Raw genomic sequence first — 22,669 nt, forward strand, 5'->3', positions numbered from 1 at the left:
GTTCCCGTGCTATTTGGCACAACATCAAATGCGGTGTTCAATCAGTTGTTCACAGCTATGATTGCCTACGTTTTACTAAAATTTCTTCACGTAAAAGGTAGTAAGAAAAAACATATCAAACCGTTGTCATTCGCAGGTTTCACACGCCTGTTTCTTTGTGATACTCTGCCGTTTGAGTGGAGAATTTGTTTGAAAGAAATACTGGCATTCCATCGGCAAATAAGTCAAATGGATACTGTATAATTTTGGTTAATCAACACGTGTGATAATTTTTTGTATTTTCTACTATAGAACTAATTGTTCCTAATAATAATTGAATTGATAATAGTATAAGTGCATATCTATAATCTCCATTGGTATCTGTCACTAATTCCGAAACTACATTAATCAATTCCTTAGTTATATATATACCTATTACAGGTATAAAGCTTAAAATGATTGTACATATAAGGGTGAATATTAACCATAGCTTGCCTTTTTTCCAAAGGTATTTAGCTGTTTTTAGATATGTATTGTTTGCCACTAGAAATTCTCCAATTCTCCATGATATATTTTTATGAAAATTATGTGCTATTTTGTAAGAAATACTATGTTCATGCTTTTAATAATCTGGTTTATATGTAGAATGTTGAAGAATGACTGCTTGTAGATGTAGAGGATGGTAAGTTGATACTCGCTACAGAATTTAATGCTAAAGAAAAAACAATACGATTCTTGCGAAAAAAAATATCCTAAATTAGTAAAATATGTAACTATTTTAACTGAAAAGTCAAAAAAATGAAATGGTAAATTGGATAATTTTGTGTGTTAAAAGAAGAGCATATTCAAAATTAAAATGCAGAGTAAGAGTGACGGGAAAGATATATACATTTTTATTTTAAACACAAAAAGCAAGCACATTCTTACAAAATTAGAAAGTGCTTGTTTTTTCTATAAGGCTCAAACATACTTGAACCAATTTTAGAATGATAAAATACATATAAATGTTTCGGATTTATGAATATAGGGTGTTTATTTGTACTAAAACTTCCAAGGAATCACTTATTCTTCAAATTATTTCCGTACCAAAACTAGACATATATTTAAAAACTCACAACCCAACTCATTTATATCTAAATGAAAACTAGCTCCTTAATGTACAGGGAACCGGCTAAAATGTGTCTAAATTGTGTCTAAACGTACAATTTTTTACTTTTGGTGACGTGACCCCTAATAGCGAGTGGTCTTAGTCCAATCGAAGGATTAGCTGGGCTAAACGGACTTGTCACATAAACGTTCGTTTTTGTTACGTTTTGTGTTTGAAAATATGAAATATCTTAACCGTTGAATTAGCTGTAACAAAATACTGTATCAAAAATAATTCGTCACAATATTAATTCGATACCTTTTTGTTACGCTTATTGTTTTTGAATTGGTATTTTCTGTCTTATTCCCCTTTTTCGGGGGTTGGGCAAAGAAACCCTATCTAAAATTGCTTAGCGTATGTTTTCGTTAAAATGTGGGCGGGGCCCCTATAATATGTAACATTATATAAATTCTCTTGTTTTTGTAAGAGAGGATAGCTATTGTTATTTCTTTATTTTACAGAGTAGTTTAGGATGTCTTTCATTTTCAATTTTCTTCTGTCCACTTTTTCACTTTCTCTACATCTTCCTAAATCGAGACAATATCTTTGCTTTTCCGTAGACGAAACAGCCATTGTTGAATGGTCTCAAATGGTCGATGTGGTTCATGTTGTGGTAACGCTCGCTCCCACTGCGCAACAGCGGCTCTAATTTTATTGTCTGGTAAAACTTGCTGAATAGTAACCTCCCAGATCAATAGCAATAATAACTACCGATTATCCCCCGCTACTTTATTTCACCACTTGCAACCATCCCCCATGTTTTCCAGGGGGATTCCCAATAATGATTGGAATAGCTCCAACTTCTTGCTGGCGGAAACCTGTTTGATAAAAAAAGGAAGAAGATAGCGGGACATCTCGATCTGTTAAGGTCGACAATAATTGTAATGTTTTATGCAATTGTTTTCGATATTTCCCAGACGTTATATGGACAACTCCGTTTTCGCACATACTATTCACCCATAGTTCAAATGAACAATCTTGTGCTATTAGTTCCCGGCAAACGCCCGCTGTTACTTCGATTAAATACTCTATATCAGTACGCAGTGTATATCCCGTTGAACCTAATACATTTAAATAGACCGCATATCGATCACCTTGCGTATATTCATACTTTTTTGCACTTAATACACCTGTTTTTGCAGTTGCTCCCCAATGAATTGCTCGAAAAGATTCCTGTTCATATGCCTTTACGCCAATGATTTTCGTTTCATCATAAAGAGGTGATACAGCGGCCGTTCGAAATCCGTGCTTCCAACTATTTGTTTCTGGAATATTTATTTTGGCAATGCGAGGATAAATACGAAAACACGGCATTTGTTGCTTCCGAATCGGGATGTGAATTGTAATGAGATGAAATGGATCAGACAAAATGATTTCAGCTTCTTGCCAGCTTTGCAGTCCTCTTTGCTGCGCAGATACATGTAAATCGATCTCTACCGTTTCCTGCTTTTTCAGCTGCAAAGAAATACGATACGAATGAACTGATTGCTCTAATTTTCCTTCCGGCCATTGCCATTTCATATGTTCATCTGAGCGAAACCGAAAAGCAACTTCAAAAATCGGCAGTTTCGTTGGATTTACAATATGTACACGACAATGCCCAGTCTCGTCGATAAAAAGACGGTCGTGTTGCTGTGTTATTTCACAATATATTTGCGTAGCTTTTCGAACATACCAATGAGCAAAACTAACCATCAGCAAATAGAAAAAAGCAATTACAAACAGAAAGAAATTTTGTACAAATAGCCACATGAGTATTGTAATAAAAGCGACACTCCATGCAACATACGTTTCCACAAACGGACGTTTAATTGTTAATTTCTCTTTCATACATTCTCCACTGGAACAGCTACTTGCCCCAAAATTTCTTTCATTACATGTGCTTTCGTTGTTTTCATATCTCCTTCTATGCTGAGAGTTAATCGGTGCGCACATACCGGCTCTGCTAGCGTATAAAAATCATCCGGTGTACAAAACTCTCTTCCCTTTAATAACGCCCGGGCCTGCGCTGCTTTCATGAAAGCTAATGAACCACGAGGACTTACCCCAATTTCAACAAGTTCATGCTGACGTGTCTTCTCCACAATATCTAATAAATAATCTTCCACTTCTTCATGAATTTCAACCTGCTTTGCTTGTTCTTGTAAAAATAGAATATCCGCAAGAGACACAACACTTTGTAAACTGCCCATCGGGTCTTGTTTACGAAAACGACGTAACATCTCCTTTTCATGCACTCGACTTGGATACCCTTGCCTGATCGTTAATAAAAAACGGTCTAACTGTGCATCCGGAAGTGGAAAAGTACCGGCAGACTCTAATGGATTTTGCGTCGCAAGTACAATAAATGGCTGCGGCAACACATGCGTTTCTCCCGCAATGGTAACTGTACGTTCCTCCATTACTTCTAATAAAGCTGACTGTGTACGCGGTACGGCACGATTAATTTCATCAACTAGTACGATATTCGCAAAAATCGGGCCCATCCTCGTTTTAAAATCAGATTCTTTCATATCAAAATACTCTAAACCGACTACATCTCCTGGCAATGTATCTGATGTAAACTGTACACGCTGAAATTTTCCATCTATACTTTTCGCAAGACTTTTCGCTAATGATGTCTTCCCCGTTCCCGGAACGTCTTCTAATAAAACATGTCCGTTTGCTACCAATGCAATCATTGCTAAATCAATAACCTCCTCTTTTCCTACAATTACTTGCGAGACATTTTCTCGAATTCTCTCTAAAATCGACATACCCTTCTCATCCTCCCTTTCTTATTTTCCGTTTTTTCTGATATTTATTTGTAGTATATCAGAATTTATATATTTACCGTTTATTTTTGTGAGATTTTTTGTAAAATAAGTTTCCCTTTTACATATACTAATTGTAAAAAAGATACATGTTGTAAACTCTAATCAAAAACGAAAGTTCTAAAAAATTCACAATTTATCCCAAAAAAAGATTTGCAAAAATAATTTAAATACTGTATATTATGAATCAACATACTAATGCTATAAAAAAGCAACGAAAAGGACACGAGATATTCTTACGGTTTTACAGAGAAGGAAGAGTTGCTGAGATCTTCCTAACGCAGGAGAATATACTTACCACCTTGGAGCTGTATTGGGGAAATAAAGTATCCAATGCCGTAGACGCTACGTTACAGCGCACGGAGCCATCGACACTTTTTTAAGTACGATGGGAATCTGGGTGGAACCACGGGTATTAACGCACTCGTCCCTGTTTTAGGGATGAGTGCGTTTTTTATTTTCTTAATTCATATAACAATTAGCTATGAAAAGGACACGAGATATTCTTACGGTTTTACAGAGAAGGAAGAGTTGCTGAGATCTTCCTAAACGCAGGAGAATATACTTACCACCTCGGAGCTGTATTGGGGAAACATAGTATCCAATACCGTAGACGCTACGTTACAGCGCACGGAGCCATCGACACTTTTTTAAGTGCGATGGGAATCTGGGTGGAACCACGGGTATTAACGCACTCGTCCCTATTTTAGGGATGAGTGCGTTTTTTTATATTATGAAATGGAGTGATAATGATGAGTAACAAAATGATGCAAATTCGTTTTCCAAATGGTCGTGAACAGGAGTATATAAAAGGAACTACATTAGAGGCAATTGCAGAATCAATTAGTCCTGGTTTAAAAAAGAAAGCTATTGCCGGAAAAGTGAATCAGCAACTAGTTGATTTACGTAGAGGAATACAGGAAGATGCAGAAATTGAGATTCTAACTTTAGAATCAAAAGAAGGCCTAGATGTATTGAGGCATACAGCAGCCCATATATTAGCACAAGCCGTTAAAAGAATACATGGTCACATCAATTTAGGCGTTGGTCCTGTTATTGAAAATGGCTTTTACTATGATATGGATCTTCCAAATAGTATTGCAGTTGAAGAATTAGTTCAAATTGAACAAGAGATGCAAAACATTATTGATGAAAATTTAGAAATTCAACGAATCGAAGTAAGCCGCGATGAAGCAAAACAAATATTTGAAGAGCTCGGTGATCATTTAAAACTAGAGCTATTACAAGATATCCCTGCTGATCAAAACATAACTCTTTACAAACAAGGTGAATTTGTAGACTTATGCCGCGGACCACATTTACCATCTACTGGCTTTATGAAAGCTTTTAAATTAACAAATGTTTCAGGAGCATATTGGCGTGGTGACAGTAATAACCAAGTCCTTCAAAGAATTTATGGGGTTGCCTTCCCTACTAAAAAAGAGCTAGATGAGTATGTAATCTTTTTAGAAGAAGCTGCAAAACGCAATCATCGTAAATTAGGCAATGAACTAGAATTATTTATGTTCTCTGAGGAAGCCCCAGGAATGCCATTTTATTTACCAAAGGGACAAATTATCCGAAATGAAATGGAAGCTTTTTTAAGAGGGATTCAACAAAAGCGTAATTATCAAGAAGTCCGTACTCCGCTTATGATGAATCAAAGACTATGGGAGAACTCCGGTCATTGGGACCATTATAAAGAGAATATGTATTTCACAGAAGTTGATCATGGAAAATTTGCCTTGAAGCCAATGAACTGCCCTGGCCACATGCTGATGTTTAGAAATAAGTTGCATTCTTATCGTGATTTACCAGTTCGAATGGCTGAATTTGGGCAAGTACATCGCCACGAATTTAGCGGTGCATTAAATGGACTTCTTAGAGTTCGTACATTCTGTCAAGATGATGCTCATATTTTTGTAGCACCTGAACAAATTGAAAATGAAATAAAAGAAGTAATTAATTTAATCGATTATGTATATCGTACATTCGGCTTTGAATATGAAGTTGAACTCTCTACAAGACCAGAAAATTCAATGGGAGATGACGAGTTATGGAACAAGGCGGAAGGTGCTCTGCAAAGTGTTCTAGAACAACTAAATTTCCGCTATAAAATCAACGAAGGTGACGGAGCATTTTACGGACCGAAAATTGACTTCCATATTAAAGACGCTTTAAATAGAAGCCATCAATGCGCAACTGTACAGCTCGATTTCCAAATGCCGGAGAAATTTAATTTAAGCTATATTAATGAAAAAAATGAAAAACAACGTCCTGTTGTCATTCACCGTGCTGTATTCGGTTCAATCGATCGATTCTTTGGCATCTTAATCGAACATTTTTCCGGAGCATTCCCAACATGGTTAGCTCCTGTACAAGCGAAAATTATTCCTGTATCTGTTGAAGCGCATGAACAATACGCAAAAGAAATAGAAGAAAAGTTAAAAGATGCTGGTATACGAGTAGAACTTGATCTTCGCAATGAAAAACTCGGCTATAAAATGCGAGAAGCGCAAGTTCAAAAAATCCCATATGTCCTTGTTGTTGGTGACCAAGAAGCCGAGCGTAACGAAGTAAACGTGCGAGAATACGGAGAACAACAATCTAAAGCTGTACGATTTGACGAATTCTTCGCAAATATTCAGCAGGAAATTCAGAATAGAAGCTTATAACAGAAAAGAAAACGCAAGAAAGCCATAAAACTGTAGGTTTAGAATAAAGTTTGATTAAAAATCACTTCAAATTACTAATTTCACTGCATATAAAGAGCTATCGTTTTGAATAAAGATTGATCACAACGATAGCTTACTTTTATTTTTAAGAACTGTTTTTTATAAAAAAATTGTAATCATTTTAATGCTCTTTATTCCACTAAAGTTTTAGCTGTTAGTTCAAGAAGATTAATTATTATTTTTATGGGTCTACACCAAAGTCTGTTCTTGACGTAAAAAAAGCATAAAAAAACATCTGTTACCTGTTATGATGAAAGTACCACCCATCAACGTAACGAGGTATACAGATGCACTCTTATTCTACCAATATTTTATTAAATTTGCCAGAACTAAATATTTGCCTGATTCACGAAGAAACGGATGCCTTTCTCCTGAACGTAGAACCGGTCACGCGCACGCAGCCTTGTCCGTGTTGCGGTTCTGAGCACGTCATTCGTCGTGGGGTTGCTTATACAAGAAAACTGTTTCAGTTTTCTACTCTACTTAAATTATTTATTCAATTCAGCTTTTACCTGTTTTAAAAGATATTCTCTTTCTTGCTCCGGTGTAGTTTCTTGGTATGCTTTACCATCGTTGCCGTCTTTCCATTTACTCAACATATTATGCTCTTTAACTATCTGAGAAAAATCACCGTGTTCCCATCGATCTATGATCACACGGTACTCTCCGAAATGTTTTAAATAAATCGGAGTGCTTTCAGTGATCATCTTTTTTACTTTCTTAATATTCTCGGGACTCATTTTGATGAATCCCTCTTTTTTATCGGATAATACCTTTTGATTAGACATTTTAAGCATTGCATCGATTATATGTTTATCAGATTCAAGATATCCACTGACTTCTTCACCTTTGACGGAATTGATCATTTTCTCTTCTTTGTCATTACTGAGATAAGCCGCAGCTTTAAAGCCTATTAAAACACCGATTGCTATACAAAAAACTAAAATCAACGATACTTTCATTATTTTTCTCATTCATCAACCCCACTTTGTTATGAAATGAATCTGTTTGCAATTTAGCTTTTATAGAGTAGCTTAATATTTACGTAACTACTCAGTTACCCTGTAAAAAAAGAAAGAAAAGCATTTTTTTAGATGGTATAGAGAGACTGGCGAAGCATAGTAGCGGTCAGTGCCTTCTCCTGCCACGTACAAAGTTTTAAAACAGAGAAAGGCAGCCTGGTAGCGGTCCATTTTTACCTTCATGGCTGGAATTATACCCTTTACTAAACTGCTAAATGCAATGTATGGCTGAGTAGTTACGATTTTAAGAAATATATATATTGCTTTGCTGGACGTAAAAAACTGCTGTGAACATGAGAGGATAATGTTGCTATATCCACTAATTCGCTACCTTGTTCTATAAATACCCCTCCTGAGTAGGAACTATAATTTTTCTTTTCTTTCATTACCGCTACAACAGTATGTCCATCCATTTGTTGGTGTTCTATATCAATCTCAGCCCATGGCAAACTCTCATTAACTGACAAGTAAAGGTGTGCTAATTGTTGTATGAATTCATTATCATATGTTTTTAAATATTCTATTTCATTCTGAATGGTTTCATCGTTAAGGCTAAGGTATTCTAGTACTTTAATATCCTGCTCATCGCTACTTATACATTTTGAGAGATTCGAAGACTGAAGCTGTACATTCTCATTTTTTACTTCTTTAAATATTTCTTTGAGTAAAAGATCCTTCCCCACTACGAAAGGATGCCCAAATCCTTTTTCATATAATGCCCTTTTTATATCCATTAATTTTTCGACATAAGGAATTCCATCTATACTTATAACTAATTTGTTTTCTGTGTAGCTCATTGTAGCAATAAAATTATTCATATTAATGGGATCCATATCAATGTTCGAATAAAACAAATCTCGATTCCAAAAATCCATTTGATCCATACTCAATGAGCCAAATAATAGTTCTTCTATAATAGGAAAAGCTCCTTCTCCTCGCAAGACTAAAAGTACATCTTGCAATAGGTTAGGAGTTCGATTTAGAATCGTTATTATTTCTTGTGTATCTTCTACTATTCTAATCGTCCAGTCACCATGATCTTGCCCTGAAATAGTTTGAAAACAATGTGAAAATGGACCATGACCTATATCATGAAGTAATGCTGCTATTTTTGCTACTTTTATTTCATATGGAGTGAATTGAACATCCCTTTTACCTAAAAGATGTATGATTAGCCGTTTTATAAGTTCATAAACACCAAGAGAATGTTCTATTCTTGTATGTAGGGCATTCGGATGTAATAAATATGTATGCCCCTGCTGTTTAATATGAGTTAAGCGTTGAAATGCATTCGTTTGGATCAATTCTAAAATATCTTGGTCATCAATTTCTATAATTCCATGAATAGGGTCTTTTAATTGCATACTCTTCTCCATCCGTTCTAATTGTTTTCTTGCAAGCCTATGAAAATTACTATAATTATTATTTTAGTTATTTCCTAGTAATATATCTCGTATTTCCGTCACATCTGATACGATGGCACTCGGAATATGTGCGGTGGCTTTGGAAAGGCCATTTGTATTAACCCAAATGGCGTCCATCCCAGCTTCTATTGGTCCAACTACGTCATGGATCCATGAATCACCAATAAAAAGAGTCTCCTCTGGTTTTTTGCCAAAGCGTTCCAATACCATCGAATAGATTTTTGAATCTGGCTTTCTATAACCTAATTGTTCTGCGTGGAATATTGTGTCGCTACTAAATACTTTTGACAATCCCATTTGGATAATTTTTAATTGAGGGTCATATAATCCATTGCTGACTATTCCAAGGTTATAATGTGTTTTTAACTCATTTAATAAGCTTGTAATTGAATTATTTATACCAATGCAAGACATACTAGTTTTAAGAAACAGTGCATCAATCTCATCAATAACTTCTACATCAGGTAACTCATTAAAATGAGCAAAAGCGTGCTTCCACCTAGCTCTTCTAAATTCAACTGGGGTTAGTTCTCGGTTTTTAAAACGCTCCAATAAAGACTCTGGGATATGCAACTTTTTTCAAGGAATATAGATGCATCAAAGTTTTTGGTAATAGGATGCATTTCAAGAGTTTTAATTAGTCCGGCATTAAACCAAGTGGAATCAAGAAGTGTATCGTCCAAATCGAATAAGAGTAAACTATACTTATTCGATCTTCTCCCCCCTTATATTAGGTTATTCCCTACAGTGATAATATTCCAATTCAGGAAAAATCTCTTATAACCCCCTTCTATTATACTACACATACTAATCTCAAAAGCATAAAAAAACACCTCCAAATAAAGGAGGTGTTCGCTTAACAAATACGCGGGAACATGGTGCCCGATAATCGAGTCAGCATTCGTTTAGAGCCAATGGGAGTTTCCAAAAGTAACTGTCCTTTTCCTTTACTGGTGATGCTGCCAATGATGGCAGCATCTTTTCCTTCGGGGCAGGATTTTAAAATATCGATTACTTTTTCTTTCTGGCTGTCTGCAACGATAAAAATCGCTTTCCCTTCATTGGCAAGATAAAGAGGATCGAAGCCTAAAATGTCACAGGCACCATGTACCTCTTGTTTAATCGGCAGCAACCGTTCATTAATTGTCATTGTAATTTGAAAATCTTCGGCAATTTCTACAAGTGTTGTAGCAAGACCACCTCTCGTTGGATCCCGCATAATGCGAACAGTCCCGCATTGCTGAAGTACGCTGTCAATCATTCCATTTAGTGAAGCACAATCACTTAAGGTAGGAGCTGTTATTCCCAAATCTCCTCTTGCTGTTAAGACTGCAATGCCGTGATCACCAATCGTTCCTGAAATGATAATCGCATCTCCTTCTTCAAAGGCAAGGCTGCAGCCTTTATTGTGTTCATACACGCCAATTCCAGTGGTGTTAATATACACACCGTCGGCACTTCCCTTTTCAACTACCTTCGTGTCACCCGCAACTATCGTAACACCCGTTTTTTTCGCTTCATTCGCCATATCGATTACGATTTTCTTCAAATCAGAAATTGGAAATCCTTCTTCAATGACAAAGCCGCACGTAAGATAAAGCGGCTTCGCACCACTCACAGCTAAATCATTGATCGTACCAGCAACGGCTAATTTACCGATCGAACCACCTGGAAAAAAAATCGGTTTAATGACGAAGGAATCAGTTGTGACAGCAATGTTTCCGGTTGGAATATGCAAAGATGCCGCATCAAATAACGCTACGTCTTTCCCACCAAATGCAGCTACAAATACATCACGAATGAGACGATGCGTTAATTCTCCTCCATCTCCATGCGCCAAATTGATGAACGTTTCCATTACAAACTCTCCCTCATATATTGATAATAGGCAGCGCAGCTACCTTCTGCCGATACCATGCATGGACCGATTGGATTTAATGGCTGACATGCTTTTCCAAACAAATGGCATTCACTCGGTGAAATCACACCTCTTATGACTTCCCCGCAACGACATTTTGTTTTCCGCGGTTCTCCTACTTCCACTTTAAACCGCTTTTTTGCATTATACAAATCATATTCTTTCTTTAAATCTAACCCGCTTTTTGGAATAATACCGATGCCACGCCATGCTTCATCACAAGTCGTTAAATAGGTTTCCATCCATTGCTTAGCAACTTTATTTCCACTTTGGCTTACAACCGATGAATAATTATTTTCAATCGCAGTCTTTTCTTGTAGTGCTAAATCAATGAGTTTATAAATGGTAGAAAGCAATTCAGCTGTTTCAAATCCTGCGATGCTACCTGACATATTATACTCTTCAACTAAATAGTTATAAGATGATTCCCCTAACACAATAGAAACATGCCCTGGGAGGATAAAACCATCGAGTTGTACATCTCCTGCTTCTAGTAAATAGCGCAGAACGGGCTCCACCAATTTCGTTGTCATCCAAATAGAAAAGTTTATAATCCCCTTCTTCTTTGCTTCCCCAACCATTAGTGTAAGAATCGGAATGGTTGTTTCAAACCCAACACCTAAAAAAATGACTTCTTTATCTGGATTTTCTTCTGCGATTGTAAGCGTATCAATTGGAGAATAGACTACCCGAATATCACTGCCAGCAATTTTTTTATCTAGCAGAGTTTTGTTCGACCCAGGAACGCGCATCATATCACCAAATGTACAAATGATACGATTATCTCCATCACTAAGCGCAATCATTGCATCAATAGACTTTTGATCCGTTACGCAGACCGGACACCCTGGGCCAGATATTAAATTCACATCAGCCTTTAGGCATTGCTTTACTCCCGTTCTAGCAAGGGCCATCGTATGAGAACCACATACTTCCATGAAAGCTGGTTTTCGTCCAAACTTCTTTTGAAATTCTTTTGCTTTTTCAAGAACTGCTTCCACAAGCGGCATACATATATCTGGGTCATTTGACTGGTTCAGAATTTCGAGCATCGATCAACTTCCTCCATTCCAACACACTATCTTTTGCATATTGTTCGTCAACGATACTCATCGCTTGGCCTGCATGAACAATAACAAAATCTCCTTCTTCTACTTCTGGAATAAAAATAATCCCAACGGTCGTTTGTGATCCCATCACATCAACTACCGCGGTATATTCCATTTTTTCCACAACCTTCGCCGGTACTCCTACACACATGACTGACCCCTCCTTTTCGCCGCCGCAACGGCTAATTGACCATATGATAAGCCTCCATCATTGCACGGCACTTGTTCTGGAACATAGACGGTAAACTCTCGTTTCGTTAATTCTTCTCGTAATCGTTTACGTAAATAACGGTTATGTAAACTACCACCGCCTAAAACGACGGTTTTGCTTTGTTCAGATTGTACAGTGGCTATCCTTTCTATTACGGTGAGAATAGACTGGACAACCGTTTCATGAAAGCGGCCGCTAATGTTGGCTACCTCTTCACCTGCTAAAACGTCACGCACAATTCCCTTAATCATTTCCTTCATTTGAATTGTAACAAGCTCGTCTTCTATGTATTCATACGAATATGGCTCGTACACGCATGTTTCATCCACTAATTCTGAGAGCAATATCGCTGCCTCTCCGTCATAGCTCGCAATTTCTGTCGTCCCGCATAGCGCGCTAACTGCATCAAACAAGCGACCGCATGTACCAGCTTGAATAATATTTATATGGTTTTCTATCATTTTCTTTAAAATATGAATTTCTTTCTCTTTATCTGGAAATAGAGCGTTTGCTAGGATTCCCCCTTCTTCTCCAAGCAAAGATAGCAGCATAGCGACTGCATTTCGCCATGGCTCACGAATACACACTTCCCCGCCAGGAAGAGGTGTATATTGCAAATGAGCAAGTCTTTTTGCACTGCTGGCATCTCCATAAAAAATTTCAAATCCCCAAATGTTTCCGTCAAGTCCGTATCCGGTTCCATCAAGGATAACTCCATAAGCTTTTCCTGTAAGATGGTGTTCCTCCATACATGCGGCCATATGGGCATGATGATGTTGCACTTCTAGCACTGTATGAAATCCTTCAATAAGCTGTCTCGTTATGTAGTTTGGATGCGCATCTATAACTGCGATGTCCTTCTCTGTATCCAACCATTTCATTAAATGGTTATACTCCTGCCAGTAATGACTCATTGTTTCCACATTTTCCAAATCACCAATGTGCGGTCCGAGAAAAACTTGCTCATTTCTTCCAATTGTAAAAGTTGTTTTCTGCTGCCCACCAAAGGCAACTATTCCAGATACATCATGGCTTGCCACAAAAGGATCAGGAACATAGCCCCTAGCTCTTCGAAAAAAATCTAAGCGATCGTCGTTTACTTGAACAACCGAATCATCAACAGGATGAAGGATATCTCGATCATGAACAAGAAAATAATCAGCGATTCCGTCTAAGTAAGTCAGCGCTTCATTATCTTTATAGAGAATCGGCATTCCAGAAGGATTAGCACTCGTCATGACAAAGCAACCATTTTCATTATATTTAAAGAGCAAATGATGAAGCGGTGTATAGGGAAGCATCACGCCAACTGTCTTCATGTTTGGCGCTATATTTTCTGCAAGTTCACCTTCTTTTTTCTTTACAATTACAATAGGCGCTTCTGGACTTTTCAACAATTTCTTCTCCGCCTCATTCACATAAGCAAAAGTATCAATTACAGAAAGAGAAGCCGCCATTACCGCAAGAGGACGTGCCGGACGATTTTTTCGTTTTCGCAGCAGCTCCACAGCCTGTTCATTTGTTGCATCGCAGCAAAGATGATAGCCGCCGAGTCCCTTTATCGCCAATATATGTCCAGCTTGCATCAACTGCACAGCTTGTTGAATCGGTTGTTTCATTTCAAGTTTATGCCCACACTGATCCAAAAGTGTAACTTTCGGACCACATGCTGGACAAGCAATGGGCTGGGCATGATGGCGCCGATTTGTTGGATCTTCATATTCTCTTTGGCAATCAGAGCACATCGTAAAATCCTTCATTGTTGTGTATGGACGATCATAGGGCAATTCTGCAATAATAGTATATCGCGGTCCACACTGCGTACAATTGATAAACGGATATTCATAACGGAAATTAGTCTTATCATTCATCTCTTGTAAACAATCATCACATACTGCAGAATCGATTGGAATGACAAGAGACGATGTTCCAGAACGCTTACTATCAATAATGATAAAGTCAGTTGCACCAATTGGTTCTATATCTACTACAGTGATATTACTAATATGTGAAAGACGAGGTGCTTTACTTTGCAGATTTAACAAAAACTGCTGCACATTCGGTTTCGTTCCTTCAGCTATAATTTTTACGCCGTCCATATTGTTTTGTACCGTGCCCGCTAGATGATATGTATGGGCAAGCTGGTATACAAACGGTCGAAATCCAACCCCTTGCACCCGCCCGCTTATACTAACGTTTACTGCGTGCATTTTTTATAAGCCTCTTGAATCCATTCATACCATTCTTCTAGTCCGGTTCCTGATCTTGCAGAAAGAGGAATAAGCTTTGAATTTGGGTTAATCTCCATTAAGTCCTTCTTCGCTTCCTCCACGTTAAAATCAAGATAAGGAAGTAAATCGATTTTGTTCAGAAGAACTAGCTCCGTACGTATAAACATTTGCGGATATTTTGGAATCTTATCATTTCCTTCAGGTACACTAAGAACCGCAACTTTATGATTCTGCCCCAAATCATATCCAGATGGACAGACAAGATTCCCTACATTCTCAATAAATAATACATCAATCTCATCTAAATCCAGTTCGCCAAGGCTTGCTGCAACCATTCGGGCATCTAAATGGCAGCCGCCATACGTGTTAATTTGGACAGCCTTTGCTCCCAGTGCACGGATACGATTAGCATCTCGCTCCGTTGCCAAGTCTCCTTCAATAACAGCAATACGATAAGATCCAGATAATGCCTTTACCGTTTCCTCTAACAATGTCGTTTTACCAGCGCCAGGAGAACTCATTAAATTAATCACAAGTGTATTTGTTTTTTCAAAAAGATCGCGGTTAAATTCCGCCGCTTTATTATTGTTCGTTAATACATCTGTTCGTAACGTTATATTCATCAATCATCATTCCCCTCATAAGATAAAATTTGAAATATTTCTCCCGCTAATATCTTGCCAGACGGAATGTTACAGCTTGGGCACAATGCGATTTTCTGAGTAGGATGATATGTCAAGCCGCATATAACACATTCCGCCTTCGCTTCCTCTGTATGAATAATTAATTGTGCAGCGTGGCTAAATAGATGTAGGTTTTGGTCACGAAAAATTTCGAAGGCCATCTGCAATGCATCTGGCATCGCATTGCTAATTTCCCCTACAACTAATTCAATTTTCTTTATTTGTACGATATTTCTTTTTGCTGCATCCTCTTGAACAAGCTGCAAAATATCTCCCATCAATGACATTTCATGCATCGCGATCACCTTTTACTGTTGTCTGTAAAACCAACAACATACATTTGATCCTTCCTTTTTATCTGTAACTTTTGGACAGATAATTCTCCGCCCAGCGTTTTAAAATCGTAGTCCTTGTCACAAATAGGACATGTCGCCCGATAATCATACATACGAACTTGAATGAGATTTGAGCAAATCGGACAAATACCGCTAATAGCATGAAGCTTTTCTTCATGCGAGAAAACGATAATCGATTTGCCAGAAGCAAAGCGAACTTCCGGCCCAATAACCATTTCATCAACTTGCATCACAGGTACCCATGTAATTCCAAGCGCTCGATCTGCTGCCTCTTCCACTTTTTCTAAATCATCCTTTAAAAAAGGCTCATACACATATTTCATAGTTTGAAATATGCTTCCTGTCACCTCTTTTAAAAAATCGAGACGATTCATGATACATATCTCCAACGATTTACTTGATTCATAACTGCTTCCGCTAGATCTTTTAATTTTGCCTGGTTTGTTTCCGTTAGTTCTACACCAAGCTCTAATGAAGTGGGCTGCATTCCAAACATTATAATCTTTTTCGGATAGCGCTCTCTGAATTTCGCTACAAATAGAACTTCCTGAAAACCCATTTGATGAACAGACATCTTTATACCAAAATAAGCAGGAATTTCGTCCCCTTCTAATGAAAGAACGGTCCCGCCTTCTACACCTGCATTAATCGCATCAATAATAATAAGATTTTCCGCCTCCTCAACCGGACCTAGCAGCTTCATCCCATCCGTTAATCCCTCTATAATCTCAACTTGCATATCATCCTTATACGCTTCTTCAAGAAGCGGCAACAAATGAATACCAACACCCTCATCTGTGAAGAGGGTGTTGCCAATTCCAAGTATCGTGATTTTTGCTTCCTTATTTTGATTCATCATTTTTATCACCAACTATTTTTTTTGGTTCGGTCTTGTAACCTGTAAACATCGACGAAATGGTACCATTTCGTTCCATATAATCATCACGGACTGCCATATAAACATGAATAACTGTAAATAACATAAACGCCCATGCCACTAAGTGGTGCCAAGAACGAATCGTATAGCTATCTCCGCCAAACAGAGTCGGAATCCAAACAAATAGCTTGGCCCAAAATGATTCTGGTTGCGGCTCAAAATACATATAATATCCTGTTAACATCATCACCCAAGAACCAAGACCGATAAAAATCCAATAACTAAGCTGCGCCAGTGGATTGTGTCCAATATAATGGGGCTTTTTATTTTTTAAGAATAAGTAAAATTTAATCGTTTCTAATACTTCTTTCCAAAACACCAAGCGAAATGGGTTCGATGTAGCAAATTTATTTCCTATAAACGCCCAAAACAATCGGTAAAGAAGATTGATTGTAAAAAGAAATGCTGCAAAAAAGTGTATATATCTTGCCCAGCCCATGAGATAGGAATAATATGCTTCCTCTTGTACACTTGAACTAACGAATGGTTTTCCAATATAAATCCCCGTTATCATAAGCAAAATAATTGCTACTACGTTAATCCAATGAAACACTCGAACTGGTAATTCCCATACATAAACTTTGACGACATCTTTTGTTTTCTTATATTGAATTGGACGTTCTGGATGAAGCGTCACTTCGCTGTTTTTTTCCGGAACGGACGTATTCGTATTATGTGCTGTTGGCATGAGGTCTGACATAATGTGTCTCCTCCTAACCTAATCGGATTTCAGTCGTTTTATTAGACTCTAAATCTGTTAAATGCACTGCACAAGCAAGACAAGGATCAAAGGAATGAATAATCCGTAAAATTTCTAACGGCTGCTCCTTATTCAGTATCGGCGTTCCCTTCAATGCCGCTTCATAAGCTCCCAGATTATTGTTGTGATCACGAGGCGATGCATTCCAAGTAGATGGAACAACAGCTTGATAGTTTTTCGTTTTTCCATTTTCAATATCAATCCAGTGCCCTAGCGCTCCGCGTGGTGCCTCTACCCAGCCAACTCCTTTTGTTTTCTTCGGCCAAGTGCTTGGCTCCCATTTGGTGCGGTCAAATGTGACTTGGTTTCCATTCTTCACATTATGAAGTAATTCATCCATATCATGTCGAATCCAATCCGATAGAAGAATCGTTTCAAGGGCACGTGCCACTGTGCGACCAAGCGCTGATTTCATTGCAGTAATTGGAAGGTCTAGCTTTTTCAGCGTATCGTCCATCAAGCTTTTAATCTCATTATTTCCTGCTGCATAACCAACCATCATCCGCGCGAGTGGACCTGTTTCCATCGGCTGATTTTTCCAGCGCGGTGTTTTCAGCCAACTATACTGCTTGTTTGTATCCAGATTCTTATACGGTGCTTTCGGTCCTGTGTAATGAAGGGAAGTTTCTCCTTCAAACGGGTGTTTCCCAACCCCATCGCCTTCCTTGCCATCATACGTATACCAAGAATGATCAATAAACTCCTTCACCTGTTCAGGATCTTTGAGATCTACATCATGTACTTCATTCATGTTTCCATTTAAAACAATTCCTCTTGGGAATCGGTATGATTTCGTATCATATATACTTCGCGTAGAAAAATCACCATAGCATAAGTAGTTATCTAACCCGCCGCCATATGTCCAATCTTTATAATAAGAACCGATGGCAATTACGTCAGGCACATACACTTGACTTACGAATTCACGAGCTTGATCAATGATTTGAGATACATGCATTAATCGTTCTGCATGAATACCATTGTCACTATTAATATCAAGTGGAGTCGCCATCCCTCCTACTACATAGTGAGGATGCGGATTTTTACCTCCAAAAATAGTTTGCACTTTTACAACTTCTTTTTGCCAATCAAGTGCTTCTAAATAGTGAGCAACTGCTAATAAGTTCACTTCTGGCGGGAGTTTATATGCATTGTGTCCCCAGTATCCATTCGCAAAGATGCCAAGCTGCCCGCTATTTACAAGCTTCTTTATTTTATTTTGCACATCTGCAAAATAGCCAGGGGAAGATTTCGGCCAACTTGAAATCGATTGTGCAATTCGTGATGTTTCAGAAGGATTTGCCTTCAACGCACTTACTACATCGACCCAGTCTAATGCATGCAAATGATAGAAGTGAACGACATGGTCATGAAAGAAGATAACCATATTCATAATATCCCGTATCAAATGAGCATTTCTCGGAATTTTAATTTCTAGTGCATCTTCAACGGATCGAAGTGATGCAAGGGCATGAGTCGATGTACAAACACCGCAAATACGTTGAATATACGCCCACACATCACGAGGATCACGGTCTCGAACGATTAACTCCAGTCCCCGAACCGCTGTCCCTGAACTAAATGCATCCTTAATCATCCCCGTATTATCGATATCTACCTCCACGCGAAGATGGCCTTCAATTCTCGTAATTGGATCTACTACTATACGCTCGCTCATTCGTCTTCCCCTCGTTTATCATCGATTTTTTTCTTAATCACAGTTCCTGCTGCATGAACAGCAATACCTGCTGTCGTAACACCAACGGCCGCTAACCCAATCGTATCCGGATTAATTGTTGTTTGTGAGCCAGGAATTTTTGCTCTTCTTGTGTAGAAAGGACCATTATCCCAAAATCCCTTTTCCGAACAACCAATACAAGGATTTCCCGATTGAATCGGATAGCTAACCCCTCCATTCCAGCGCATTTCAGCACATGAATTGTAAGTTGTAGGCCCTTTACAGCCAACCTTATATAAGCAATATCCTTGTTTTGCACCTTCATCATCAAAAGATTCCACAAACAATCCTGCATCAAAATAGGCACGGCGGTTGCATTTATCATGGATACGATGGCGATAAAACGCCTTCGGACGTCCGAGATGATCCAATTCCGGCAATTTTCCGAATGTTATAATGTGAGCAATTACGCCAGTCATTACCTCTGCAATCGGTGGGCAACCTGGAACAAGAATTGTAGGTGTACTCGTTTGAAAGTCCGTAATTGGTTTTGCGCCTGTTGGATTCGGATAAGCAGCAGGAATTCCTCCCCATGCTGAACAAGATCCATAAGCAATAACAGCTTGCGCGTTCTCAGCCATTTCAATAAAAGTATCTTTTCCAGATTTCCCCCCAATGTTTAAAAAGCCCTCTTGAGGAATACTTCCTTCAACAGCTAGAAGATACTTTCCTTTATATTTTTTCAATACCTGTTCCATTGCTGCTTCAATTTGAAATCCAGATGCAGCCGAAAGAACTTCTGTATATTCAAGTGAAATCATATCAAATAAAACGCTTTCAACTTTAGGTTGTGACGAACGGATGAATGACTCTGAACAGCCTGTACAGTCTTGGAATTGCAGCCATACGACAGGAACTCTTGTATTCGTCTCCATCGCTTTTACAACTTTATCCGTTTTTGAAAAATCGAGACCAATCGTCGCAGCCACTACAGTACACATTTTCAAAAAATCTCTTCGGGTAACCCCATTATCTATCGCAGTTTCATAGATTGTTTTCTGCTTTTTCATTTGCTAGCCCCCTCCATTTTCCATGGAACAAGTAGGTAATACTCAGAAATTCAGAGTAAATGTAACATATATAAATACAAATTGAAAAAATGACATAAAAACCACTCTTTTTAGGAGAGGAGACCAGAGCAACTGGCCATGCATAGAGGCAGTCAGTGCCTTTTCCTGCCACGTGCAAAGTTTAAAACAAAGATAGACAGCAAGTAGCGGCCATGTTTTGTTCTTCATAGCAGCGACTTATATGTTAAAAATCAACTTGTATTTATATACTAATCAAAAATTTCATCTTAATATATGAAAGAATTGTTCACCAAAAACTATTTAATAGCACCCCCTTTCTCGTAAACATTCCATTCTTTCTCTTCTCTCTGCTGACGCTTCAATTGCTTTCGAAAAACAAACTTAGAAAGAGAAATACTGATCTCATACAGCACTAATAAGGGAATCGTTACAATAAAATCGGACACAAAATCGGGCGGTGTAATGACAACAGCAATTACAACTAAAATAAAATAGGCATACTTACGAATGGCTGATAATACGTAGGGATTTAAAATACCGAGTGAAGTTAAAAACATAACTACAACCGGAAGCTCGAATAAAACCCCAAATGGCAACGTCACATTCATCATAAATTGAAAATATTTCTCTGCTGTAAATTGAGCAACAAACATATCCTGACCCAAATGAAGCAAAAACGAAAGAATCATAGGGAAAATAACAAAATAGCCAAACGCAAGCCCAAAAATAAATAAGAAAAAGAGTGCTGGAACATACGTAAGCGTAATCTTTTTCTCCTTTGAACGCAGCGCCGGACGTACAAACAACCAAATCTGCATTGCAATGACAGGGATTGTGCCTGCAATTGCAACCACCGTCGCAAGCATAAAATACACCCATAATATATCACTTGGTCCGAGTACCGATAGTTTCATATCTATACCCTTTGCAAACCATTTATAAATATCAGTGGCAAACATAAACCCAACGATAAAAAAAACAACAAATGCAATAGCTGAAATGATAATCCGTTTGCGCAATTCCTCTAAATGGTCCACAATCTGCAATTCTTTATCTATCATCCTCTTCCCCTACCCATTCAAAATGGTTACGGCTACTGCTTCAGCAAAAAACAACTCGTACAAAAACACGAAATCGCTTACATGCAAAAGTAAAACCGCAGACATTCCAAATTCTTTCTACTACACCTTATTTTGTTTCAACTTTTTGCTCTTCCTTCTTCTCGATCTTTACTTCACTTACCACATCATCTCTTAATTCAGCTGTAGATTTCTTAAATTCCTTTAACGTTTGACCAAACGCACGGCCAATTTCAGGGAGCTTTTTAGGGCCAAATATTATAAGTGCAAGAGTTAAAATTAAAATTAAACCAGGAATACCAATATTAGAAAACATGCGGATTCACCCTTTCACTTCTGATGTATGTTTCTAAAATCGATTATAGTATTATTTTGGTAAATAATGTCCTAAATAGTGGGAAGTTCACAGGAAGTTCGAATATGAACGAAATGTGACAATTTTGTTATTAGTGTAATAAGATTCTTTTAATATTGATTTGCAAATCAATAAGTTAGCAACAACATCGTAAGTACTTATAGAACTTTTTTCTTACATTAACTCACCTGCTCGTTTAAGAAGAATTTATGAATTTTTCCACTTTTATTAAAGTAATTTATTTTTCTCTGCTATAATTTACCTTTGTAATAACATTCCTGCATTGTATTTTGTTGGATGTCACTTCTTATTTACTAACATTTATAACGTGTTTCGAAACTTTTTATCTCACAAGCTATACTATTAAAGGAGGTATTTGAATGGAGATGGGTTTTCTATCTATTCTAGCTTTAGGATTTGTACTTGGAATCAAGCATGCAATTGAGCCAGATCATATAATCGCTGTTTCTACTATTGCTAGTCAGAGTAAAAAATTATCTCGTTCCACTTTAGCGGGAGTATTCTGGGGAATAGGTCATACTGCAACATTATTTATCATTGGTATCATTCTTATTTTTATGAAAGGTGAAATACCAGAAAAGTGGGCAATGTCTTTAGAATTTTTAGTAGGTATTATGCTCGTTTATCTTGGTGTGACCACTGTCTCCTCATTAAAAAATATTCATGTACACCAGCACGAACATGATGGAGAAGAACATAAGCATATCCACTCTCATATACATAGCGGTAAACACGAGCATCAACACCAACATAAAAATGTTTCATACTTTAAATCCATGATGATCGGCTTAGTGCACGGACTTGCTGGAAGTGGGGCAATGGTTCTATTAACTATGAGTACGGTGAAAAGTGTTTGGGAAGCGGCAATTTATATTCTTATATTTGGTATAGGAACTGTTATTGGGATGCTTTTCTTTACAACAATTATTGGGATTCCATTTGTTTTTAGTGCCAAAAAAATAAGTCTGAATAAAACACTCACCCAAATAACTGGGAGCATTAGTATAGTGTTTGGAATATATTACATGTACAACATAGGAGTGACAGAAGGGTTGTTTAAACTTTGGATCCAATAGAATTCATTACAAGTATAAAAAGAGATGGAAAACCCATCTCTTTT

Annotated in this window: 22 protein-coding genes, 1 pseudogene and 2 other annotated features; of the genes and pseudogenes, 3 read left to right on the forward strand and 20 right to left on the reverse strand. The window is 37.7% G+C overall.

The genetic code is table 11. The features are described from left to right. A pseudogene (locus tag H280_RS26595) lies at positions 1–243 on the forward strand (IS4 family transposase); the annotation flags it as partial. 10 nt (positions 244–253) lie between these two features. Here the strand turns inward: H280_RS26595 and H280_RS0117980 are convergent. The 4 genes from H280_RS0117980 to H280_RS0117995 all read right to left on the reverse strand — a co-directional run bounded on the left by H280_RS0117980 (position 254) and on the right by H280_RS0117995 (position 3,882). Next, positions 254–523 carry a hypothetical protein gene (locus H280_RS0117980; RefSeq protein ID WP_020062517.1) on the reverse strand — a complete coding sequence of 90 codons (270 nt, stop codon included), beginning with the start codon at positions 521–523 and terminating at the stop codon, positions 254–256. Between the two features lie 1,130 nt (positions 524–1,653). Further along, positions 1,654–1,827: a hypothetical protein gene (locus H280_RS26600; protein WP_020062518.1), complete on the reverse strand. Its 174-nt coding sequence runs from the start codon at positions 1,825–1,827 to the stop codon at positions 1,654–1,656. Between the two features lie 28 nt (positions 1,828–1,855). After that, positions 1,856–2,956, reverse strand: coding sequence for a DUF58 domain-containing protein (locus H280_RS0117990; protein WP_020062519.1), 1,101 nt, complete (start codon positions 2,954–2,956; stop codon positions 1,856–1,858). Next, on the reverse strand, positions 2,953–3,882 hold the full coding sequence (locus tag H280_RS0117995) for an AAA family ATPase (protein WP_020062520.1): 930 nt from the start codon (positions 3,880–3,882) through the stop codon (positions 2,953–2,955). The genes H280_RS0117990 and H280_RS0117995 overlap by 4 nt, the downstream gene beginning before the upstream one ends. 262 nt (positions 3,883–4,144) lie before the next feature. Further along, positions 4,145–4,374: a binding site (T-box leader), on the forward strand. 40 nt (positions 4,375–4,414) lie between these two features. Beyond that, positions 4,415–4,645: a binding site (T-box leader), on the forward strand. A gap of 46 nt (positions 4,646–4,691) precedes the next feature. On the opposite strand from H280_RS0117995, the gene thrS reads away from it, so the two are divergent. Then, the gene (gene thrS, locus H280_RS0118000; protein WP_020062521.1) at positions 4,692–6,614 is read left to right on the forward strand and encodes a threonine--tRNA ligase; all 1,923 of its coding nucleotides are present in this window, start codon (positions 4,692–4,694) and stop codon (positions 6,612–6,614) included. Positions 6,615–7,162: 548 nt separating this feature from the next. Here the strand turns inward: thrS and H280_RS0118005 are convergent. From H280_RS0118005 to tatA, 16 genes are all read right to left on the reverse strand, one after another. After that, positions 7,163–7,648: a DUF6241 domain-containing protein gene (locus tag H280_RS0118005; RefSeq protein ID WP_020062522.1), complete on the reverse strand. Its 486-nt coding sequence runs from the start codon at positions 7,646–7,648 to the stop codon at positions 7,163–7,165. A gap of 284 nt (positions 7,649–7,932) precedes the next feature. Beyond that, a complete protein-coding gene (locus H280_RS0118010) occupies positions 7,933–9,060 on the reverse strand; it encodes an HD domain-containing protein (RefSeq protein WP_020062523.1) in 1,128 nt (375 codons plus the stop codon). Between the two features lie 63 nt (positions 9,061–9,123). Next, entirely contained in the window at positions 9,124–9,672 is a 549-nt protein-coding gene (locus H280_RS0118015; protein ID WP_020062524.1) for an HAD family hydrolase, read from the reverse strand. 304 nt (positions 9,673–9,976) lie between these two features. Beyond that, entirely contained in the window at positions 9,977–10,978 is a 1,002-nt protein-coding gene (hypE, locus tag H280_RS0118020; protein WP_020062525.1) for a hydrogenase expression/formation protein HypE, read from the reverse strand. Beyond that, positions 10,978–12,090 (reverse strand): hydrogenase formation protein HypD, encoded by a 1,113-nt coding sequence (gene hypD / locus H280_RS0118025; protein ID WP_020062526.1) that lies wholly within the window; start codon positions 12,088–12,090, stop codon positions 10,978–10,980. The genes hypE and hypD overlap by 1 nt, the downstream gene beginning before the upstream one ends. Next, positions 12,062–12,298 carry a HypC/HybG/HupF family hydrogenase formation chaperone gene (locus tag H280_RS0118030; protein ID WP_020062527.1) on the reverse strand — a complete coding sequence of 79 codons (237 nt, stop codon included), beginning with the start codon at positions 12,296–12,298 and terminating at the stop codon, positions 12,062–12,064. The genes hypD and H280_RS0118030 overlap by 29 nt, the downstream gene beginning before the upstream one ends. Further along, entirely contained in the window at positions 12,289–14,568 is a 2,280-nt protein-coding gene (hypF, locus tag H280_RS0118035; RefSeq protein WP_020062528.1) for a carbamoyltransferase HypF, read from the reverse strand. Before hypF ends, H280_RS0118030 begins: the two co-directional genes overlap by 10 nt. Further along, complete coding sequence (hypB, locus tag H280_RS0118040) at positions 14,556–15,212, reverse strand: hydrogenase nickel incorporation protein HypB (RefSeq protein WP_020062529.1); 657 nt, start codon at positions 15,210–15,212, stop codon at positions 14,556–14,558. The genes hypF and hypB overlap by 13 nt, the downstream gene beginning before the upstream one ends. Further along, positions 15,212–15,568 (reverse strand): hydrogenase maturation nickel metallochaperone HypA/HybF, encoded by a 357-nt coding sequence (locus H280_RS0118045; protein WP_020062530.1) that lies wholly within the window; start codon positions 15,566–15,568, stop codon positions 15,212–15,214. The genes hypB and H280_RS0118045 overlap by 1 nt, the downstream gene beginning before the upstream one ends. Before the next feature lie 5 nt (positions 15,569–15,573). Next, a complete protein-coding gene (locus H280_RS0118050) occupies positions 15,574–16,002 on the reverse strand; it encodes a hypothetical protein (protein ID WP_020062531.1) in 429 nt (142 codons plus the stop codon). Next, on the reverse strand, positions 15,999–16,484 hold the full coding sequence (locus H280_RS0118055; protein ID WP_020062532.1) for a HyaD/HybD family hydrogenase maturation endopeptidase: 486 nt from the start codon (positions 16,482–16,484) through the stop codon (positions 15,999–16,001). Before H280_RS0118055 ends, H280_RS0118050 begins: the two co-directional genes overlap by 4 nt. Beyond that, positions 16,471–17,265, reverse strand: coding sequence for a Ni/Fe-hydrogenase, b-type cytochrome subunit (gene cybH, locus H280_RS0118060; RefSeq protein WP_020062533.1), 795 nt, complete (start codon positions 17,263–17,265; stop codon positions 16,471–16,473). Before cybH ends, H280_RS0118055 begins: the two co-directional genes overlap by 14 nt. A gap of 13 nt (positions 17,266–17,278) precedes the next feature. After that, positions 17,279–19,003, reverse strand: a complete 1,725-nt coding sequence (locus H280_RS0118065; RefSeq protein WP_020062534.1) for a nickel-dependent hydrogenase large subunit — start codon at positions 19,001–19,003, stop codon at positions 17,279–17,281. Beyond that, on the reverse strand, positions 19,000–20,073 hold the full coding sequence (locus H280_RS0118070) for a hydrogenase small subunit (RefSeq protein ID WP_020062535.1): 1,074 nt from the start codon (positions 20,071–20,073) through the stop codon (positions 19,000–19,002). The genes H280_RS0118065 and H280_RS0118070 overlap by 4 nt, the downstream gene beginning before the upstream one ends. 317 nt (positions 20,074–20,390) lie before the next feature. Then, positions 20,391–21,155, reverse strand: coding sequence for a twin-arginine translocase subunit TatC (gene tatC, locus H280_RS0118075; RefSeq protein ID WP_020062536.1), 765 nt, complete (start codon positions 21,153–21,155; stop codon positions 20,391–20,393). Positions 21,156–21,282: 127 nt separating this feature from the next. Beyond that, positions 21,283–21,489 carry a twin-arginine translocase TatA/TatE family subunit gene (tatA, locus tag H280_RS0118080; protein ID WP_020062537.1) on the reverse strand — a complete coding sequence of 69 codons (207 nt, stop codon included), beginning with the start codon at positions 21,487–21,489 and terminating at the stop codon, positions 21,283–21,285. 419 nt (positions 21,490–21,908) lie between these two features. Here tatA and H280_RS0118085 point away from each other — a divergent pair, with 419 nt between their 5' ends. Next, the gene (locus tag H280_RS0118085; RefSeq protein ID WP_020062538.1) at positions 21,909–22,625 is read left to right on the forward strand and encodes a HoxN/HupN/NixA family nickel/cobalt transporter; all 717 of its coding nucleotides are present in this window, start codon (positions 21,909–21,911) and stop codon (positions 22,623–22,625) included. Positions 22,626–22,669: the final 44 nt, after the last annotated feature.

It is taken from the genome of Bacillus sp. 123MFChir2, assembly GCF_000383235.1.
Taxonomy (GTDB): Bacteria; Bacillota; Bacilli; order Bacillales; family Bacillaceae_G; genus Bacillus_A.

What these genes read in the sequence shown, in the direction of transcription:
- thrS (WP_020062521.1), top strand. Translation starts at nt 4,692, where the DNA reads ATGAGTAACAAAATGATGCAAATTCGTTTTCCAAATGGTCGTGAACAG.
- hypB (WP_020062529.1), bottom strand. Translation starts at nt 15,212, where the DNA reads ATGAATATAACGTTACGAACAGATGTATTAACGAACAATAATAAAGCG.
- H280_RS0118070 (WP_020062535.1), bottom strand. Translation starts at nt 20,073, where the DNA reads ATGAAAAAGCAGAAAACAATCTATGAAACTGCGATAGATAATGGGGTT.
- H280_RS0117995 (WP_020062520.1), bottom strand. Translation starts at nt 3,882, where the DNA reads ATGTCGATTTTAGAGAGAATTCGAGAAAATGTCTCGCAAGTAATTGTA.
- H280_RS0118055 (WP_020062532.1), bottom strand. Translation starts at nt 16,484, where the DNA reads ATGAATCAAAATAAGGAAGCAAAAATCACGATACTTGGAATTGGCAAC.
- cybH (WP_020062533.1), bottom strand. Translation starts at nt 17,265, where the DNA reads ATGTCAGACCTCATGCCAACAGCACATAATACGAATACGTCCGTTCCG.
- H280_RS0118030 (WP_020062527.1), bottom strand. Translation starts at nt 12,298, where the DNA reads ATGTGTGTAGGAGTACCGGCGAAGGTTGTGGAAAAAATGGAATATACC.
- H280_RS0118050 (WP_020062531.1), bottom strand. Translation starts at nt 16,002, where the DNA reads ATGAATCGTCTCGATTTTTTAAAAGAGGTGACAGGAAGCATATTTCAA.
- hypD (WP_020062526.1), bottom strand. Translation starts at nt 12,090, where the DNA reads ATGCTCGAAATTCTGAACCAGTCAAATGACCCAGATATATGTATGCCG.
- H280_RS0117990 (WP_020062519.1), bottom strand. Translation starts at nt 2,956, where the DNA reads ATGAAAGAGAAATTAACAATTAAACGTCCGTTTGTGGAAACGTATGTT.
- H280_RS0118065 (WP_020062534.1), bottom strand. Translation starts at nt 19,003, where the DNA reads ATGAGCGAGCGTATAGTAGTAGATCCAATTACGAGAATTGAAGGCCAT.
- hypE (WP_020062525.1), bottom strand. Translation starts at nt 10,978, where the DNA reads ATGGAAACGTTCATCAATTTGGCGCATGGAGATGGAGGAGAATTAACG.
- H280_RS0118005 (WP_020062522.1), bottom strand. Translation starts at nt 7,648, where the DNA reads ATGAGAAAAATAATGAAAGTATCGTTGATTTTAGTTTTTTGTATAGCA.
- tatA (WP_020062537.1), bottom strand. Translation starts at nt 21,489, where the DNA reads ATGTTTTCTAATATTGGTATTCCTGGTTTAATTTTAATTTTAACTCTT.
- hypF (WP_020062528.1), bottom strand. Translation starts at nt 14,568, where the DNA reads ATGCACGCAGTAAACGTTAGTATAAGCGGGCGGGTGCAAGGGGTTGGA.
- H280_RS0118010 (WP_020062523.1), bottom strand. Translation starts at nt 9,060, where the DNA reads ATGCAATTAAAAGACCCTATTCATGGAATTATAGAAATTGATGACCAA.
- H280_RS0118045 (WP_020062530.1), bottom strand. Translation starts at nt 15,568, where the DNA reads ATGCATGAAATGTCATTGATGGGAGATATTTTGCAGCTTGTTCAAGAG.
- tatC (WP_020062536.1), bottom strand. Translation starts at nt 21,155, where the DNA reads ATGATAGATAAAGAATTGCAGATTGTGGACCATTTAGAGGAATTGCGC.
- H280_RS0118085 (WP_020062538.1), top strand. Translation starts at nt 21,909, where the DNA reads ATGGAGATGGGTTTTCTATCTATTCTAGCTTTAGGATTTGTACTTGGA.